Origin of the sequence: Paraniabella hibiscisoli (assembly GCF_022512515.1) — a bacterium.
Taxonomy (GTDB): Bacteria; Bacteroidota; Bacteroidia; order Chitinophagales; family Chitinophagaceae; genus Niabella; species Niabella hibiscisoli.
The window spans coordinates 126,304-142,293 of record NZ_JAKWBK010000002.1 but is presented as its reverse complement, the minus strand read 5'-3'; the positions used below and the strand labels follow the sequence as shown (position 1 = coordinate 142,293).

Below are 15,990 nucleotides of genomic sequence, written 5' to 3'. Positions count from 1 at the left end.
ACTATCTATTTATTTTATTTAGTTAAGTGTTGTAATTTGATTATTATCAATATAATTAAAATTTTTATATAAAATTTTAATACAGAATTAAGATTAGTTATGTCTTGAAATGGAGCAGGATTATGAGCATCCCTCATTTGTATTATTATTTTATTAAGGCTACATACCAATACGACATACCTGCACGGTCCGTGCTATATTTGAGTAATGGAGCTTTCTACCTTCGAAACCCTCGTAATCGGCCTTACCGATGAAGTATGGCTGATCAGCGAATCAGAACACCCCTTTAGTTACACACAATTCAGTGCTTCTAATTCAGGCGGCCTGCCTGCATTACTGGCTCAAAAACACCAGGCCGATGTGCAGAAGATAAAAACAATAGCGCCCGAAGACTTCCTTTCTAAGATCGAAAAAGCCAGCGCGGGTTCAGATGCTATTATTGTGGCCAATACCCAAAGATCAGGAAGCTCCTGGAGTTCCTGCAGCAACATTTGGGGGATTTAACCGTGTATCGGGTGGAAACCAGTGTATCTGTTCCTGTTTATATTTTAGGTTTTTTGCATGGCGGGTTTTGTGTGGGAGTCAGCTCTACCAGCATTGAAACATAAATTAAATCCATACGTTATGCGCCCCTACCTTTTAAAACTTACAACGATCACCTTCTCTTTTTTGCTGGTATTAGCTTCCTGTAAAAAAATATAGATGTCGGCCTTCCTGAAAACCCGGAGCCTCCTAAAGATAGCAGCTACCTGGTATTTGAAAACTTCGAGCAGGGCAAAAAGGCAGCCTACGCTATTGCCAACCTGGATCTTAAAACAGGCAGCTGGTCTTTCGATGACGCCCTGATCGGGAATACGGCCGCCGATACCAAAGATAGTCTCTGGTCGGTGCGTTTAAGAAATGGTAATATCACCACCAATTTTAGGATCAACGGCCTCAAGAAAATTTTTGTTTCAACAGCTACTTACGGTAATGATGGCAGCTCTACCTGGCAGTTACAAACCAGCACCGATGGGCAAACATTTTCCCTGGTAGGCCAGCCGGTAATAGTAAACAGCAAAGTGTTCCGGCTCGACAGCTTTGATATTACCTCCACCGTACCGGTGCAGATCAGGATTGTAAAAACCGGCAGTACCCGTATTAATATCGATAATATCATTTTCAAGGGAGCCTCCAATAATCCTGGTATTACAGATACGACTGGCAATGGCGGTGATACCACCATTGTTAATCCGCCGGCAAATGGCCGTTATGTAACGGTTGGGCCAGATGCGCCGCCAGCTACGGGGGATAACTCGAACCTGCTTTTTGGCAATCCCTCTAACGCGGATTCAGTATTGTCCATGGCAGAGAACTTCCTGATCAATCAACATTATTACATACAGTCTTATTCTAAAACACGCGCTACACCTAACTGGGTGGCCTGGCATATTGACGCTTCGAATATTACCGGCGCCGCAGACAGGCAGGATGATTTTGCCGCATGGGCGGGAATGCAAAATGGCTGGTTTGTAGTACAATCCAGTAGTTATATGGGTTCGGGTTACGACCGCGGACATAATGTGCCCAGCGCCGACAGAACTTCCAGCATCAATGCCAACTCTGCTACCTTTCTCATGACCAATATGATACCGCAGGCGGCCCAAAACAACCAGCAAACCTGGAACAATTTTGAACAGTACGTAAGAACACAGGTGAGCGCCGGGCAGGAAGCGTACGTAATTATGGGTAGCTACGGAAACTCAGGAACCATTGCTAATGGAAATATTGTTGTACCTTCCCAGGTGTGGAAAGTGGTGGTATTACTCAGCGTTGGCAACAATGACCTGGGTCGCGTCACAGAAAATACGCGCGTCATCGCAATTAATACGCCTAATAACAATACAATCAATGCCGATTGGAAGCAGTACCGGGTATCGGTAGACCAGATTGAACAGGCAACCGGATACGACTTATTATCGGCCTTGCCTGTAACTATTCAGAACACCCTGGAAACTAAAATAGATAATCAATAGCCTTCGAGACACCCCCTCTAAGCTTCGGCATTTTGCCGGGGCTTTTTGTGCTTATCAGGGAGAAAGTAAGGTAATTCAAACTTATTGTTTCGGATAGCCCGGTATATTTAGTCCCAGCACTATATTGTGTTCTGCCAACTGTATATTATCTCGTAGGGATACGTACACTACGCCACTACCGCCCCTGTTTTCAGGGGGATGTTTTTCAAAATAGGGTTTCAGTAAGGGATCATCTTCAAAATTGATCTCATCGGTGTAATATTCATTGGGCAGACCGGGTTCCTTTATCGATAAATGAATATGTGCGGGTAAAGAATCGGTAGGGTAGGGTGCTGGTCTGATTGTATAAAAGGCATATCGCCCTTCAGGATCTGTTTTTATCCAGCCCCGTATGTAGCCGTGTCGCCTGGCCCGGGCATCCAATCCCTCCCGGTTCGCATAATAACCCTCGTTATTCGTTTGCCAGTAGTAGATGATCACATTGGGGGCGGGTGTTTTACCATCTGCTTTCAGTACGGTGCCCGAGATTTGTAAGGGTTGTCCTTTGCCGTTCCATGCCGGACTGCTATCGACCGAAGCTATTTGTTGCGGCATGTTGATGTACATCAGCTCGCAACCATCACAGCCGCCACCTACGAGACCTTCTTTTTTGGGTTTGAAGGGCTGACCGGTGAACCACAACCTGTAAGCAAGGCATACAATATAGTTAATCCTGATATCCATTTTTTCATTGCTCCTGTTTTTTAAAGCAAATATGGGTGGTAAACCGGTCGTACAACAAGTCAGATAGGGTAAGATGAGTTTATTTTACTGCAAGCGGAGTCCGCATTAACCATAGCTGCTTGAAAGGTTGAGCATAGTTGCGGCTTACCCGCAATACCGTTTCGTTAATCAAGGTAACATCATAGTCCCCGTTTTTGCGGGATCGTATGGACGACACTTTATTAATATTAAGGAGGCAGGATCGGTGAACCCGTACAAAAACATCCCCATCCAGTTCGGCCTCCAATGATTTTAGTGTAGCGGTATACAGGTATTTTTTGTGAGAAAGGTGAATAGTGACATAGGGTGGACTTGCCGAAAAGTAATGGATATCATTTACAGCCACTAAGGTTTGGGTGTTGGAGCCTTCTACAACCAGCACATTTTGAAGGGAAGCAGATGGTTCAGCAATGGTATTTATTTTAATGATATCCGCGTTTGCAGGTGGCGGTGCAATCTTCTTTTGCATGAAAATCGCGGCAACTCCGTATCCATATATAACCAGTGATTGTACCAGGTAAGCCGACAGGCCAAATTGAAAGCTCTGTCCATAGGCAAAAGTGTGATCGTAAAACAAAGCAGATAGCAGGCCGATCAGTGCCGGGTAGGTGAGCAGGTGCACAGCTATAACCAGCAGGGTGACGATGAATTGCCAGTGCCAACTTTGTGTAGGGCTCATGCAGCGGCGTTGCAATAGCAGCAGGGGCAGGAATAAGAGCCAGTAAGAGCTAAAAAGCGCCGACTCCGAAAGGTAAAATGCCGTTTGCTGAAACAGCGTGTATAAATAATCGGATGCTATATTGGCGCTGACGAGCAATAATACCACAGGTAGAAAAAGGAACAGCATTTTCTCTCTTGAGCCAGCTGGTATTTTGATAGATGAGGTCATTAGTGATTATTTTTAGTGAACAGGTGAATGGCTCATTACTATAAATGTACACAATATCCTCCGGCTTCATTTAAAACTATTAACACTCATACTGATAACAAATAAAGTGTTAACGGCGGCAATGTGAACAAAGTCAATTGATGAGATAGAAATTGTTCTAAGTAGGAGCCTCCTCTAAAAGTTTACAAAAAATGTAAACTTTTTTGAGTATATTTGGTTATGGCTTTAATAGAAATAAAGACCAGAAAGAAAAAGAAAATAAGAATTGCTCTTGTTGAAGAGGAGGATTATAAGCAATTAACTAAAAAGAGATTTTATTTTTCATGGAAGCTATTCAAGACCCAGGCAGACATTAAGGTATACAAGTTGCAGCTAATTAACGATGATGATATATTGGGTGTAATGGCTCTGGGCAACTTTGTTGATGAGAGTCGGATTGAGATTAATTTGCTGGCCTGCTCAGTAGAGAATGTGGGTGTAAAAAGATGTATGAAGGTGTAGCCGTTCCCTTATTGCTTACGCTTGTCGGCTGGCAAATATGCAGTATGGAAGAAATGCCTGTGTATCGCTGGTACCAAAAACCCGTTTAAAGCAGCATTATATAAATCAATATGGTATGGTGGATGCAGGCTGGCAACTTTTTTTAGAAGGGAGCGTATTGAATGATATGATTTTAAAGTATTTATTATGAGCACAAAAAAAGACCGAAATATACTTCTGAAGAGCTGGCCGGAGCCTATGTATATTCATCCCGGTTAACAAAGGCTCAAATGAAGGAAGCTGCTGTCCAGCTAAACGCGGCCAGAGCAAAAGTACAGGCAAATGCATCCCACGAGGAGCAACTGGTATCCGATATACTGCAGCTCAGGTTCAGGCTGGAAGAATACCTTAATAGCGAAGCGTTTAACCCCGAGTTTAAATTCAGTTATTTCCTAAAACAATATGTGCAATTGCTCAATAAAAAGAGAAAGGTATTTGCACAAGAAATTAATATTGATGAAACTGAGCTAAGTCAGTTGATCAATGATCACCGGTCTCCCGGGGAAAATATCCTCATCCGGCTGGAGTTGCATTCCAATAATGCCATTCCGGCTATTGCCTGGTATAAGCTGATAGAGAAGGAGAAAGAGCATTATATAAATACCAACCAATTCATACGCAGGCGGGAAGAAAAGCATGTATCGAATAAAATTACCGTATTGGTTGATCAGGAAGCACGTTAATCGTTATAACCTTATCGTAGGGGTCCTGATGTCCCGCACTTAAACCATTATATTCGTGTTACCATGACCAGCAATGAATTTATCCATCATTTTGTAACAGGCCACCTGGAATTGAAAGCAGGAAAACCACGCCCGCAGCAGGCATCGGATTTTGGACATGTGGAAAACCGCTGGCTGGCCCTGCACGGGTTAGGTAAGTTGGAGGTATTTCGCTATCTGTATAGTGAATGCCGTTCGGTTGATGATTTCCACCAATGGCTACTCAATACCCGTGGTGCGGATACCATAGCTGAGGCAGGTCGCCTGTTTGGCGGATCGGAAATCGACGAAGGGGAACCTGATTCTTCACCCATTCTTAATGCCGAACAGTGGCAGCACTGGCAGGAGCAGGGCTATCTTAAAATCGGCGGACTGGTTCCTGCTGAACACTGTGAGCGGGTAAAACAATTCATCTGCGACTACCAGGGCATCAGCCTCAACGACTCTGCTACCTGGTACCCGAATCACCAGGATTGGCATGGCCTGATGCTGCAGGTATACCAGCAACCCGATATGGAAGCCATCCGCCGGCATCCCGCGGTAAAGCAACTGTTTGCCGAGCTCTACCAAACGCCGCGGATAGCTGCTAATACAGATAAGGTGAGCTACAATCCGCCCGAAACAGAGCATTGGCAATTCCGTCACCATCAATTGCACTGGGATATTGATCATAGCCGACCACCTGACTATTATATACAGGGACTTATTTATTTGGATGATACACCCGAAGACCGGGGGCCGTTGCGCCTTATCCCTGGCTTTCATCACCGGTATCTTCAATACCAGCAACAATTCGGGGATCCGGTTGCCGCACAAGATGCCATTACACGAGAAGCGGGTGCTACTCCCGTTCCTGGCAGGCAGGGAGATATTGTGGTGTGGCTGCAAACCCTACCTCATGCGGCCAGCGTTAATACATCTAACAAACCGAGATTTGTGCAGTACCTGAGCTTTACCAGGCTGGATTGATTCCACGGATAATGTTCTGTCTCGTTCGTTTTTAAAACAACTGGGAAAAACCGATCAAAAATCTTTAGTAAATTTCCTAAGTCATGTTGTGGTGTCCTGACTTAGTCTTCTATCCGTATTGTTTTCTCTCCATAAAAAGGCTGACCGTTCTCTGCAAACCCTTGTACAGTGATCAGGTATATGCCTTTTTGATCGCTGCTGTGAAACATCAGCTGATTATCTTCGTCTTTTTCAGTCTTCGAAAAGGCTGCCACCATAGCGTGCTTAGGTACTCCGGAAACTCCTGTTTTAATAATGTAGTGTCCATACCCAGGAAAGTACGGGGCAGGTAAACCAGGCTGGTAGCTGACAGGTACATATTGTTTTCATAGTCGCAACCCTGGTAAATCAATTCCCCGCTGAAAGTGCGATAGCGCTGTCCCTTAACGGGCCATTTGTAGGGCACTGTATGATTAGGGCAATTGAGAATATTGTTCTGGCATACATAATCTCCGCAAGGATTGGCTCTCCCCATCGAACCGTAATCTCTTTTCGACCTTACAACAACGGTTTCCATGGTACTGGAAAACTTTTCCGTTTTGTCGGTTTTCAATAGTGCCTGCAGGTCGGGCGGTTGCTCCCGGTAAACAGGTTTGTAAACCGGTACCGTTATATTCGAATAGGCTATGGCCAACGAGTCTTCTGTCTGAACATAATAGTCTCCATTTTTTTGCCCATGCCTTTTACGAATAGTTTTCTGCCATCGTTGACAAGCAGCTCGTCGGTCGATAGAGGCAATATGCCTTCCTCATTCGTTTTTAGAAAGGAGAAATTGGCCTCTCTGAACAGCACAAGATCCATTGACTTTTTTCCCGTTTTCCAAACCGGGCGAGCTTTAGTTGCACACCGGGTTTTAAAAATCCTTCTGCCAGGCTGTTACCATTGGTCAAAATGGTATCAGTATCATCCATGGTTTTCATCCTGATAATATGTTCGAGCAAGAGGCTACTGTCCAGGATATTTTTTCTTTTTACGAATACCGGCTCGTTATAAACGATAGCGTGTAAGTCATGATCGGACTCCAGGTTTTTTGCCATGTTAAAATCTACCCTGCTTAACAGCACACAGTTTACTGTGGCAATAGCATTCAACGAAGTACCGGCACTGTTACTAATAGCCATATTGAGTAAGATGCTGTCCCTCGTTTTGTATACTTCCTTATCAGTTCGCAACACCAGGTGATTACGTTTATCATAATGGGCAAAAAAGTAAGATCTGGCTAATATTCTATTCTGTTCGTCTGTTATAAAAACTTTACATAGCCCCCTGGCAAAATCATCCAGTATTACGGTTAGCTTTTTGTAGGAGCTGATATCGAGTTTATGAACTGAAGGCAGCCAGTTACATCTACCACCACTAATTGAATGGTTTTTTTCTTTTGACCAGAGTTCGATGTTAAGAGAATCATTTACCACAACATCTGGTATCTCAAATCTAAGTCCATCAGTCGCCACCGACGGTAACAGGAACTTTTGACTATGATTGTTTTTCAATCCCAAATTAACTGCATATTGTTTGCCCGGTTTTGCATTTACATAAAATGCACTGGCTCCATTGGCTGTAGTTTCAATCGTATCTATTACCCGGTCGTCTTCCAGTAATAAGGCAGGTGAGGAGCTGGCCGTGTTGTTGTTGGTTACTTCCCAAAACACCCTGTTGGGGTATCCTGGTGCAAGGAACCCGGCCTCTGGATAAAATGATGCAGACAAGTCTGAGGAGGAAGCCATGTTCTCGGGTATCCTGATCCTGTTCTTCACCGTATCTCCTTCGTAAATGGTGGTGACGGATAGGGATCTATTCGTTGTTTTAATATCTTTCGGATTAATATAAACCATATCGTTGCCATACTTATCCAATTCCAGCGTTCGGGATCTTTCGCCCGCAAATTGATACCTGGCACGGGCATCCTTAAAAGTAACCTGGTAAGACTCGGGAATTATTTCGTGCTGTATGGCTATTTTATCGGGAGTAGAAAGCGAATCTGAAATTTTTAAAGAGGTGGTAAACGCTTTATCACCTGTTTTGGCATAAATTCTTAGTGGCTTAAATCCGGTGCCAATGGGTACATGCTGTTTGTTGAGAATATTGGTATAGGCTACCAGGTTATAACTGCCGGCTATTAATGAATCCGGTAAAAGAATGTTTCCGGTAGCAATGCGGTTTCGAAGAGGGAATTTTTTTAACGTGGTCATACGATCTGATATGGGATCATACAGTCCGATCGTTAATATATCCGAAGTATCCCTTATCTGTGATTGATTTTCGAACAAATAAGCTGCAAACCAAAGTTGCTCATTGGGTGTATAAATAACTTTATCGGTAGTCAGGTAAATTTTTTGTAGCGTTTTGTTAAAGGATACGGACTGCTTTTGTGCGTTGGTTATACGGGGCACCACCAATACAATTATAAGCAGTAAGTATTTTACCATTGGCAACAGAGGGTTTTTTAATGAGCGGACAGATAAGAACCACTAATCTAAGAAACAAAACGCAATTAACATGGGCTTAGTGTAATATTACAGTACCCAGCTGATCGGTGATCTCCCGCTCCATGTCTTTTAAAGAGCGATGAATAAAATGAAGTTCTTTGAATTTTTCATAAGCTTTATCCTGCTCCATATCCTGTTGGTTCTGCAATAACATGCGCTTTATTTTTTTAGCTTCAGGTATCTGATAGCAGAAATAACAATATCCTTCGTACGGTCTTCTGATATGAGCTTGAACCGGTTGAGCTCATCCTCATTTCCATCAGAAACTGTTCTTAAAAAAGCTTCATACTCCTGTTTAAACAGTGTACGCTGATAGCCCATGTTTTGCCCCGCCTTCTGAATCCACTTTTTACTTTCTTCATAGGGGTGGTTTAAAAGTGAAATTACAAAACTGCTGAGCTGCTTGTCCTCATGGTAAATAAAGTATTTATCATTAAAGAGTTTAGGGTTGCGCTGAACCAATTCTTTTATCGCATGTACCAGTGTATAAACGTCTTTGTCCTCAATATCCAGTTCATCAATCTCACCAAAAACATAGTCGGCAATTAGTATATTATCGTCCCAATAGCGGTTACCGTATTCCAATAAAATTCTTGCCAACTCTTTTTCCTGAAGCTGGTCTTTGAACAGCATATCAAAAGTGGCATCATCAAAATTGGTGGCTTCTGCCTGGGCTACAGCTACTTTATCAGCTCCGGGGAAAGCCGATTTTCGTTCCTGTGTGTTAATGCGATCCCTGATATATTTGTTGACGAGGGCGTTGAGGCCGGCTTCATCAATATTTAAGATAGTAGAGGATTGCTTAATATAATCCTGTTGCCGCGTAAAGTCTTCCGTTTTATTCACCCGCGATATAGACTCGGCGATCTTGTTAACCAGTTCCGACTTTTTAGCCGGATCATTCCCCACATCTTTTAAAGACAGCTCCAGCTGGAACAGGATAAAATCTTTTTATGCTGGTTCACAAACTCAACAAATGCTGAAGCCCCAACCTTATTTACATAGCTGTCCGGATCTTCCCCATCGGGGATCAGCACCAGCTTTACATTGAGCCCTTCCTCTAGCGCCAGGTCCAGACCACGCAAAGCTGCTTTTACACCGGCGCTGTCACCGTCGTAAATAATCGTAAGGTTGTTGGTGTACTTTCTTACCAGCCTTAGCTGGTCAATGGTAAGCGAGGTACCTCCCGAAGCCACAACATTTTCAATACCTGCCTGGTGGAGTGATACCACATCGGTATATCCCTCTACCAACAAACATTCATCAGCCTTATCAATAGCCGCGCGGGCAAAATAAGAGCCGTATAAGATCTTGCTTTTTACATAAAGCTCATTCTCGGGTGTATTGATGTATTTGGGCGCCTTATCGTTCGTCTTTAATATCCTGGCTCCAAAACCAATTACTTTACCACTATTATTATGAATGGGAAATATAACGCGCCCGCGATAATTATCCTGCAGGTTGCCATTACGCTCTGCTATCAAGCCGGTTTTAAGCAGAAGGTCCCTGTTATATTGCTGAGACAATGCTTCATCTGTAAACGCAGTTCTTGACTCAGGTGAATACCCCAACCTGAACTTTTCAATAACACCCTCCCTAAATCCACGTTCTTTAAAATAGCTCAGGCCGATGTCCCTGCCTTCTTCGGTTTTGAACAGTTGGTCGATAAAGAATTTTTCGGCAAAGCTGTTAATGATGAAAAGGCTGTCTGCGGTTTGATACTGTTCTTTCTGCTCCTCGCTTACAAACGATTCCTCTACTTCTATTCCATATTTATTGGCCAGCCATTTTAATGCCTCTACATAGCTGTATTTCTCATGCTCCATTACGAAGCTGATGGTGTTGCCGCTTTTACCGCATCCAAAACATTTATAAATTTCTTTAGAGGGGGAAACGGTAAATGAGGGGGTTTTCTCGTTATGGAAAGGGCAGTTACCTAAATAGTTAGCGCCCCTTTTTTCAATTTTACAAACTCGCCCACTACATCAATAATGTCTATGCGCGAAAGAATCTCCTGTATCGTCTGTTGCGAAATCACGGAGGCGAAATTAAGGAATAGCGGGCTATTTATCTAAAACCATGAGCTTTGAAAGGATTTACAAGCGGCGCGTTAAGATTAACAGCCAGTGAGACCGTGTGGTAATATTTGGCAGTACCTAGTGGTATGATGACCGGTCGGTATAAAATTGCAGGTGCAAACATAGGGCTCATGTTAAATTCACCCCCTAAAGTGAGACCGATTCCGTCGTCCTGATGCCTGATCGATTTTCCATCGCCTTTTAAGTTGTACTTAAAACGCTGAACATTTACGCCACCCAGGAGGCTTATTTTTTTAGTCACTTTCCGATGGTGTAAAGCGTCAATAAAAAAACTGCTTATAGAATGTTCGCCCGTTACCCAGGCTTTGTTAAAGTTATCATTGATCGGTGTTCTGATCGACGGATTGACGCCACCAGCTAAAGAAAAATCTCCTCTATTGCCTTTGTAGAACACCCCGATACCAAACCCTAATAAATTGGTACTGCTTAAACTTTTCCCGGTACGGTAATTATAGTAGTTGAAGTTATTCACCAGGGGAAAGGCTAACCTTATGGCCATATAGTTTTTAGGCAGACGCAACTTTCTGTCTGCTCTTCTATCATTTTGAGAATTGGCCAGTATAAAAGTTATCAGCAGGATAAGTGTGGCAGTTGTTTTTTTCATGGCGGCCTTTTTTATGACAAACGTCATAAAAGAAAAGGACGCAACAGATAGATGTAATTAATCTAATTTTTTCAACTGTATATTCCTGAAGTCAATAGGCTGTCCCTCACTTTGCAAAGCTATAAAACCAGAGGTTAGGGGCTGTCCTTCAATTTTTTGTTTGGGATCGTAGCGGTTGGCAACACCACCGCCAATGCTGGGTTTGGAATATTGTAACACAGTATCCCCGTTGATCAGGTGAGTGATCAGGAGTCGCCTAATACAATTAATTCAGCTGTTACCCATTCGCCGGGGGATAGGTTTTAGAATTGGAATTCAGGCAGTGCCCATCGTATTTGCGACCCTGGTAAACTATTTCAGTTCCAGGTGAGCACATATTACCGGTAGGGCGCGGTTTTCCATCGGGGAGGCCTGCAAGAAACTGCATTTCAACCGAAATCGGCCAATCCTGTTCTTTAGGCATGGTTCGCGGATCCTGCGAGTGATACATCACTCCACTGTTTAAAATAGTATACGACGGAGCGCCCTTCATCCAGCCGTCTACAAACCGGTATTCCATTTTTAAATGATACCTGGAGAAAGGAGTTTTATAATAGAGGTGGCCATATCTTTCATTGAACCCATCATATTTGTCATATCGCACTTTGATGATACCGTCTTCTACTCTGAAGGTTTGCGCGTAATTGTCACCCACTTCAAAATGGTGTATTTTAACAAACCAGTCTTTTAGATCTTTACCGTTGAAGAGTGTGGTCCACTCATCAGCCGAGGGTTTTACTTTGGTAGTTTTGGGAGAGCAGGCGAGGAGGAGCGTAACTAATACAAGAATACCTGCTGATACATAACGCATATGGAAAGTTTAGCAGCAAAATAAGTTTTTAATAGCAAATGTGCAATTAATTGCCAGATAGAAGTTGTACAAACGTTTGCGCGCTCAGGAAAAGCATTACCTTTTTAATTTCATATAATTGGTTTACCAGGGGTTGGGCAAGCGCAAGGGTATTGTTACTTATTAGCCAGCCTGGCATCTTGGGCCCTGGAGTAAAAAGAATGACAGATAACGACCTTCTTTTCGATGATCAACAATAATTATATTCGTTACACTTAAAGCATGCCATTATGAAGAGGATTCTATTCGTTTTAAACTTTTTGGCCGTTGTAGCTATCGCCCCGGCGCAAAACAGCTATATTCCCTCAGTCCGGATCATCGATGCACGCAGGCAGTTCCAGGACATGAAGTTTGGCCTTTTTATTCATTGGGGTGTTTTTAGCATACCGGGCGATGGAGAATGGGTAATGAATACCCGTAAGCTACGTATACATGAGTATTCGAATCTTAAGGACTTTTATAATCCTTCTGCTTACAACCCCAAACAATGGGTAGCCATGGCCAAAGCGGCGGGCATGAAGTATATCACCTTTGTGTCAAGGCATCATGATGGCTTTAGTAATTGGGATACCAAACAATCTGATTGGAAGATAACGAATACGCCATACCAGAAAGATGTACTAAGAATGCTGGCGGATGAATGTAAAGTGCAGGGCATAAAGCTTTGCCTGTACTATTCTTTGCTCGACTGGACCCGCGAAGACTATCCCTGGAAAACCGGGCGCACAGGGCAACACAGCGGTAGAACCAGCAATGGCGATTATGCTGGCTATTTAAAATTCATGAAAGCCCAGCTTACCGAATTGCTTACGAATTATGGAGAAATCGGCGCTATATGGTTTGATGGGCACTGGGATCAGACCAACCCGGAAGGCCATACTGATCTTGCATCCAGGATTGACTGGAAGTATGATGAAATATACAGTCTTATACACCAGTTGCAGCCTCAGTGCATGATCGGCAACAATCACCACCAAACCCCTTTTCCAGGTGAGGATTTCCAGATGTTTGAAAGAGACCTGCCTGGTGAAAACACATCGGGATTGAGCTATCAGAAAGCCTCCGACGCGCTGCCCTTGGAGACCTGCGAAACCATGAATAATTCCTGGGGTTTTAACCTGGGTGATAAAAGCTACAAAAGTGCGGCAACGGTGATCCGTTACCTGGTGGGCGCTGCAGGGCGCAATGCTAACCTGCTATTAAATATCGGCCCGATGCCGAACGGAGATATACAACGAGAGTTTAAAGATACTTTACAAGCCGTGGGGAACTGGATGAGCAAATATGGACATACCATTTATAGTACCAGGGGAAATGCAATGGCTCCTCAAAAATGGGGCGTTGTAACGGCTAAAGAGCATGTCTATTACATTCATTTGTTAAATACGGATAGTTTAACAATTATTGACCTGCCTTTTACCGACAAAAAATTGAAGGCCATTTCTTTAAGCGATGGCAGTAAAATTGACTTAAAAAGAGTGCAAAATAAATGGCAGCTTACCGTGCCGGAAGCTGCCAAAAAAGAAAAAGTTGATTATATTATCGAAGTAAGTGCAATAAAATGAGCTACTGCTTAGCTCGCAAGAGGAGTAGGAGTGTCAAAACTTAAACACTCTTTTAATTCCTTTTCAGTATAAGAAACACCGTACTGTTTCAACACTTCATCTGGTACACCATTCCATTGATTAGGTCGGTTGCCGGCATAGCCCAGGTCTTTTACACCGATCTCTGAGGTGTAAAAACCCGTAACGGTCAGATCGCGCATCCTGGAAAAGAAAGCTACACCAGGGGCAAGTTCTTTTTATCTTTGGCCTTCTGAGGATAGGCGATCAGATCTACTATTTCAATTCGCTGTTGCGCGGTTATATCTTTAAAAGTTTTTCGAATTTCTTCAGACTATACATATCCAGCCAGCGTAAACCACCGCGCATAGGAACCTGCATTGCTGGTTGATCTTTTACGGTAAACTCAATAAAGTCAGTAACCTTCGCATCGCTTGCGCTACCGCTCACTTCATCTTTTGGAATAATAATATCCCCCAGGATCGTTAAGGTAGCCAGTTCATGCTCATTAAAGAATTTAGGCATCCGGTTCACCGCATCTTCGTTCACCTGCTCATCTTCATAACGGTGAATGCCGGGCTTTGCTGCATCAGTGGCTTTTACTTCTTCTTTTTTATCAGCAGGGGCACAGCCTGTTGCAATAGCAGCGGATGCCAGTGCAGAAGCGGCTATATATTTAAGAGAATCGCGACGTTTCATATCTTTATTTTAAGAATGACAGATGATCGTTTACAGCTGACAGTTATCAGATCTGTCAACTGTCATCCAACAACTTTCAACTATAAGTTTTGCTTTTTCATTTCATCAATAATATATTCACTGGCCCTCATGCTTAGCGCTAAAATGGTCCAGGTAATATTTTTATCAGCCTGTGACGTAAACTGGCTGCCATCCACACAAAACAGGTTATTACAGTCATGTGCCTGGCTCCACTTGTTTAAAGCTGAAGTTTTAGCATTATCACCCATACGCGCGGTGCCCGCTTCATGAATAATGTAGCCCGGCTTATCCAGACCATAATTATTCTCTGGTCCATCATCACCCCAGGTAATTACAGCGCCCATGTTGTGCATAATCTCTTTGAAAGTTTCCTTCATGTGCTTGGCCTGCTTTATTTCGTAATCGCTTTGCGTTACATTAAAGCGTAGTACAGGAATGCCAAATTTGTCAACGGTATTCGGATCGATTTCGCAGTAGTTATGCTCAAAGGCAACAGCTTCTCCGCGACCACCCATACCTACGGTTGCTCCATAAAAATATCTTGCATCTTCTTTCAGGGAGGCGCCATATCCGCCGGCCTCTTTCTTTTGCCATTTACCTCGTGTTTGCCATTCATACCTTCCAGGCCCATACCAAATCCGTAAGACGGCTGGCCGAAACCTCCCCAGTATTCAATATGATAACCGCGTGGGAAATCCAGTTTCTTGTTATCGCCCCACCAGGGGTATAAACGTGCATACCACCCACACCGTCTTCATTGTAACGTTTGCGTCCAAATAATTGAGGCAGGTAACCGCCCATAGCGGCGCCATTACTATCCTGCAGGTATTTTCCTACAACATTGCTGCTGTTGGCCAGGCCATTGGGATGCCGCTGCGACTTGGAGTTTAATAACAAGCGTGCTGTTTCGCAGGCGCTTGCAGCCAATATCACCACACGTCCGTCTACCTGGTACTCCAGCATGTCTTCCTTGTTCACATAAGAAACGCCGGTTGCTTTACCCTCGGTATTAGTTAATACTTCCCTTGCCATAGCATTGGCAATAACATCCAGTTTGCCGGTTTTTAAAGCAGGGTATATTAACACGTTCGAAGAAGAGAAATCGGCTTTGGCCATACTACAGTTTCTGCCGCATTGTGCGCAGAAGAAACAAGCGCCCCTGTCTTCATTAATAGTCTTTGTAAGGATAGAAAGCCTGGAAGGAATAACCGGGATATTCGCTTTTTCGGCACCTTTCTTAATAAATAGTTCGTGCAAACGGGGTTTCGGTGGGGGCAGGAATATACCATCCGGCTCATTAGGAATGTTCTCTACACTCCCAAATATGCCGATTAACTTATCTACCTTATCGTAATACGGCTTTATATCATCATAGGTAATGGGCCAGTCGGCGCCCACACCATCATTACTGTAACCTTTAAAGTCTTTGGGACCAAAACGAAGGGATATACGTCCCCAGTGATTGGTTCGGCCACCGAGCATGCGCGCTCTAAACCATTCCCACTCGGTACCGCTGGCACGCGTATAAGGCTCGCCTTCTATTTCCCAGCCGCCATAACAGGCATCCAGATCTCCAAAAGGCCGGTACTTGGTAGCGCGGCCACGGCGCGAAGATTCCCAGGGGTTCTTTAACTGGAAAATTTCTTTTTGAGGGTTGTACATGGGACCGGCCTCTAACATGCACACACTTA

The 15,990-nt window shown here is 43.7% G+C and carries 19 protein-coding genes and 1 pseudogene; 6 read left to right on the top strand and 14 right to left on the bottom strand.

Features of this window, described 5'->3' with window-relative positions:
- The first annotated feature begins 207 nt into the window (after window positions 1-207).
- Both MKP07_RS29205 and MKP07_RS41510 read left to right on the top strand, forming a co-directional pair.
- Window positions 208-608: pseudogene (locus MKP07_RS29205) on the top strand (nuclease A inhibitor family protein).
- A gap of 279 nt (window positions 609-887) precedes the next feature.
- Window positions 888-2,015, top strand: a complete 1,128-nt coding sequence (locus MKP07_RS41510; RefSeq protein ID WP_240851422.1) for a DNA/RNA non-specific endonuclease — start codon at window positions 888-890, stop codon at window positions 2,013-2,015.
- 81 nt (window positions 2,016-2,096) lie between these two features.
- Here the strand turns inward: MKP07_RS41510 and MKP07_RS29195 are convergent, their stop codons facing one another.
- Both MKP07_RS29195 and MKP07_RS29190 read right to left on the bottom strand, forming a co-directional pair.
- Window positions 2,097-2,738 (bottom strand): dioxygenase family protein, encoded by a 642-nt coding sequence (locus MKP07_RS29195; RefSeq protein ID WP_240851420.1) that lies wholly within the window; start codon window positions 2,736-2,738, stop codon window positions 2,097-2,099.
- Between the two features lie 79 nt (window positions 2,739-2,817).
- A complete protein-coding gene (locus MKP07_RS29190) occupies window positions 2,818-3,666 on the bottom strand; it encodes a LytTR family DNA-binding domain-containing protein (RefSeq protein ID WP_240851418.1) in 849 nt (282 codons plus the stop codon).
- 213 nt (window positions 3,667-3,879) lie between these two features.
- Between MKP07_RS29190 and MKP07_RS29185 the strand changes: the two genes are divergently transcribed.
- From MKP07_RS29185 to MKP07_RS29175, 3 genes are all read left to right on the top strand, one after another.
- Window positions 3,880-4,167 carry a hypothetical protein gene (locus tag MKP07_RS29185; protein ID WP_240851416.1) on the top strand — a complete coding sequence of 96 codons (288 nt, stop codon included), beginning with the start codon at window positions 3,880-3,882 and terminating at the stop codon, window positions 4,165-4,167.
- Window positions 4,168-4,436: 269 nt separating this feature from the next.
- On the top strand, window positions 4,437-4,889 hold the full coding sequence (locus MKP07_RS29180; protein WP_240851414.1) for a hypothetical protein: 453 nt from the start codon (window positions 4,437-4,439) through the stop codon (window positions 4,887-4,889).
- Window positions 4,890-4,952: 63 nt separating this feature from the next.
- Complete coding sequence (locus tag MKP07_RS29175) at window positions 4,953-5,897, top strand: phytanoyl-CoA dioxygenase family protein (protein ID WP_240851412.1); 945 nt, start codon at window positions 4,953-4,955, stop codon at window positions 5,895-5,897.
- A 208-nt stretch (window positions 5,898-6,105) separates the two neighbouring features.
- On the opposite strand, the gene MKP07_RS29170 is transcribed toward MKP07_RS29175, so the two are convergent.
- From MKP07_RS29170 to MKP07_RS29140, 8 genes are all read right to left on the bottom strand, one after another.
- Window positions 6,106-6,570 (bottom strand): hypothetical protein, encoded by a 465-nt coding sequence (locus tag MKP07_RS29170; RefSeq protein ID WP_240851410.1) that lies wholly within the window; start codon window positions 6,568-6,570, stop codon window positions 6,106-6,108.
- Window positions 6,571-6,694: 124 nt separating this feature from the next.
- On the bottom strand, window positions 6,695-8,365 hold the full coding sequence (locus MKP07_RS29165) for a hypothetical protein (RefSeq protein WP_240851408.1): 1,671 nt from the start codon (window positions 8,363-8,365) through the stop codon (window positions 6,695-6,697).
- Window positions 8,366-8,441: 76 nt separating this feature from the next.
- Complete coding sequence (locus MKP07_RS29160) at window positions 8,442-8,579, bottom strand: TAXI family TRAP transporter solute-binding subunit (protein ID WP_240851406.1); 138 nt, start codon at window positions 8,577-8,579, stop codon at window positions 8,442-8,444.
- Between the two features lie 5 nt (window positions 8,580-8,584).
- On the bottom strand, window positions 8,585-9,334 hold the full coding sequence (locus MKP07_RS29155; protein WP_240851404.1) for a hypothetical protein: 750 nt from the start codon (window positions 9,332-9,334) through the stop codon (window positions 8,585-8,587).
- Between the two features lie 5 nt (window positions 9,335-9,339).
- Window positions 9,340-10,389, bottom strand: coding sequence for a DNA primase (dnaG, locus tag MKP07_RS29150; RefSeq protein ID WP_240851961.1), 1,050 nt, complete (start codon window positions 10,387-10,389; stop codon window positions 9,340-9,342).
- A 103-nt stretch (window positions 10,390-10,492) separates the two neighbouring features.
- On the bottom strand, window positions 10,493-11,128 hold the full coding sequence (locus tag MKP07_RS29145) for a hypothetical protein (RefSeq protein WP_240851402.1): 636 nt from the start codon (window positions 11,126-11,128) through the stop codon (window positions 10,493-10,495).
- A 57-nt stretch (window positions 11,129-11,185) separates the two neighbouring features.
- Window positions 11,186-11,347: a hypothetical protein gene (locus MKP07_RS39950; protein ID WP_317236133.1), complete on the bottom strand. Its 162-nt coding sequence runs from the start codon at window positions 11,345-11,347 to the stop codon at window positions 11,186-11,188.
- A gap of 58 nt (window positions 11,348-11,405) precedes the next feature.
- Complete coding sequence (locus tag MKP07_RS29140) at window positions 11,406-11,978, bottom strand: 3-keto-disaccharide hydrolase (protein WP_262919996.1); 573 nt, start codon at window positions 11,976-11,978, stop codon at window positions 11,406-11,408.
- Between the two features lie 269 nt (window positions 11,979-12,247).
- On the opposite strand from MKP07_RS29140, the gene MKP07_RS29135 reads away from it, so the two are divergent.
- Window positions 12,248-13,582, top strand: a complete 1,335-nt coding sequence (locus tag MKP07_RS29135) for an alpha-L-fucosidase (protein ID WP_240851400.1) — start codon at window positions 12,248-12,250, stop codon at window positions 13,580-13,582.
- A gap of 8 nt (window positions 13,583-13,590) precedes the next feature.
- Here MKP07_RS29135 and MKP07_RS39945 read toward each other — a convergent pair whose 3' ends face one another.
- From MKP07_RS39945 to MKP07_RS29120, 4 genes are all read right to left on the bottom strand, one after another.
- Window positions 13,591-13,782 carry a gluconate 2-dehydrogenase subunit 3 family protein gene (locus MKP07_RS39945; RefSeq protein ID WP_262919995.1) on the bottom strand — a complete coding sequence of 64 codons (192 nt, stop codon included), beginning with the start codon at window positions 13,780-13,782 and terminating at the stop codon, window positions 13,591-13,593.
- A gap of 97 nt (window positions 13,783-13,879) precedes the next feature.
- Window positions 13,880-14,278, bottom strand: coding sequence for a gluconate 2-dehydrogenase subunit 3 family protein (locus tag MKP07_RS39940; protein ID WP_262919994.1), 399 nt, complete (start codon window positions 14,276-14,278; stop codon window positions 13,880-13,882).
- Window positions 14,279-14,358: 80 nt separating this feature from the next.
- The gene (locus MKP07_RS29125) at window positions 14,359-14,814 is read right to left on the bottom strand and encodes a GMC family oxidoreductase (RefSeq protein ID WP_240851399.1); all 456 of its coding nucleotides are present in this window, start codon (window positions 14,812-14,814) and stop codon (window positions 14,359-14,361) included.
- 97 nt (window positions 14,815-14,911) lie between these two features.
- On the bottom strand, window positions 14,912-15,979 hold the full coding sequence (locus MKP07_RS29120; protein ID WP_240851397.1) for a GMC family oxidoreductase N-terminal domain-containing protein: 1,068 nt from the start codon (window positions 15,977-15,979) through the stop codon (window positions 14,912-14,914).
- Window positions 15,980-15,990: the final 11 nt, after the last annotated feature.

Excerpts from the sequence above, each read along its gene's own strand:
- MKP07_RS29145 (WP_240851402.1), bottom strand. The coding sequence starts at position 11,128 with ATGAAAAAAACAACTGCCACACTTATCCTGCTGATAACTTTTATACTG.
- MKP07_RS29135 (WP_240851400.1), top strand. The coding sequence starts at position 12,248 with ATGAAGAGGATTCTATTCGTTTTAAACTTTTTGGCCGTTGTAGCTATC.
- MKP07_RS39940 (WP_262919994.1), bottom strand. The coding sequence starts at position 14,278 with ATGAAACGTCGCGATTCTCTTAAATATATAGCCGCTTCTGCACTGGCA.
- MKP07_RS29180 (WP_240851414.1), top strand. The coding sequence starts at position 4,437 with ATGAAGGAAGCTGCTGTCCAGCTAAACGCGGCCAGAGCAAAAGTACAG.
- MKP07_RS29165 (WP_240851408.1), bottom strand. The coding sequence starts at position 8,365 with ATGGTAAAATACTTACTGCTTATAATTGTATTGGTGGTGCCCCGTATA.
- MKP07_RS29160 (WP_240851406.1), bottom strand. The coding sequence starts at position 8,579 with ATGTTATTGCAGAACCAACAGGATATGGAGCAGGATAAAGCTTATGAA.
- MKP07_RS29175 (WP_240851412.1), top strand. The coding sequence starts at position 4,953 with ATGACCAGCAATGAATTTATCCATCATTTTGTAACAGGCCACCTGGAA.
- MKP07_RS29120 (WP_240851397.1), bottom strand. The coding sequence starts at position 15,979 with ATGTTAGAGGCCGGTCCCATGTACAACCCTCAAAAAGAAATTTTCCAG.
- MKP07_RS29195 (WP_240851420.1), bottom strand. The coding sequence starts at position 2,738 with ATGGATATCAGGATTAACTATATTGTATGCCTTGCTTACAGGTTGTGG.
- MKP07_RS29190 (WP_240851418.1), bottom strand. The coding sequence starts at position 3,666 with ATGACCTCATCTATCAAAATACCAGCTGGCTCAAGAGAGAAAATGCTG.
- MKP07_RS29140 (WP_262919996.1), bottom strand. The coding sequence starts at position 11,978 with ATGCGTTATGTATCAGCAGGTATTCTTGTATTAGTTACGCTCCTCCTC.
- MKP07_RS29125 (WP_240851399.1), bottom strand. The coding sequence starts at position 14,814 with ATGGGTGGTCGCGGAGAAGCTGTTGCCTTTGAGCATAACTACTGCGAA.
- MKP07_RS39945 (WP_262919995.1), bottom strand. The coding sequence starts at position 13,782 with ATGCGCGATCTGACCGTTACGGGTTTTTACACCTCAGAGATCGGTGTA.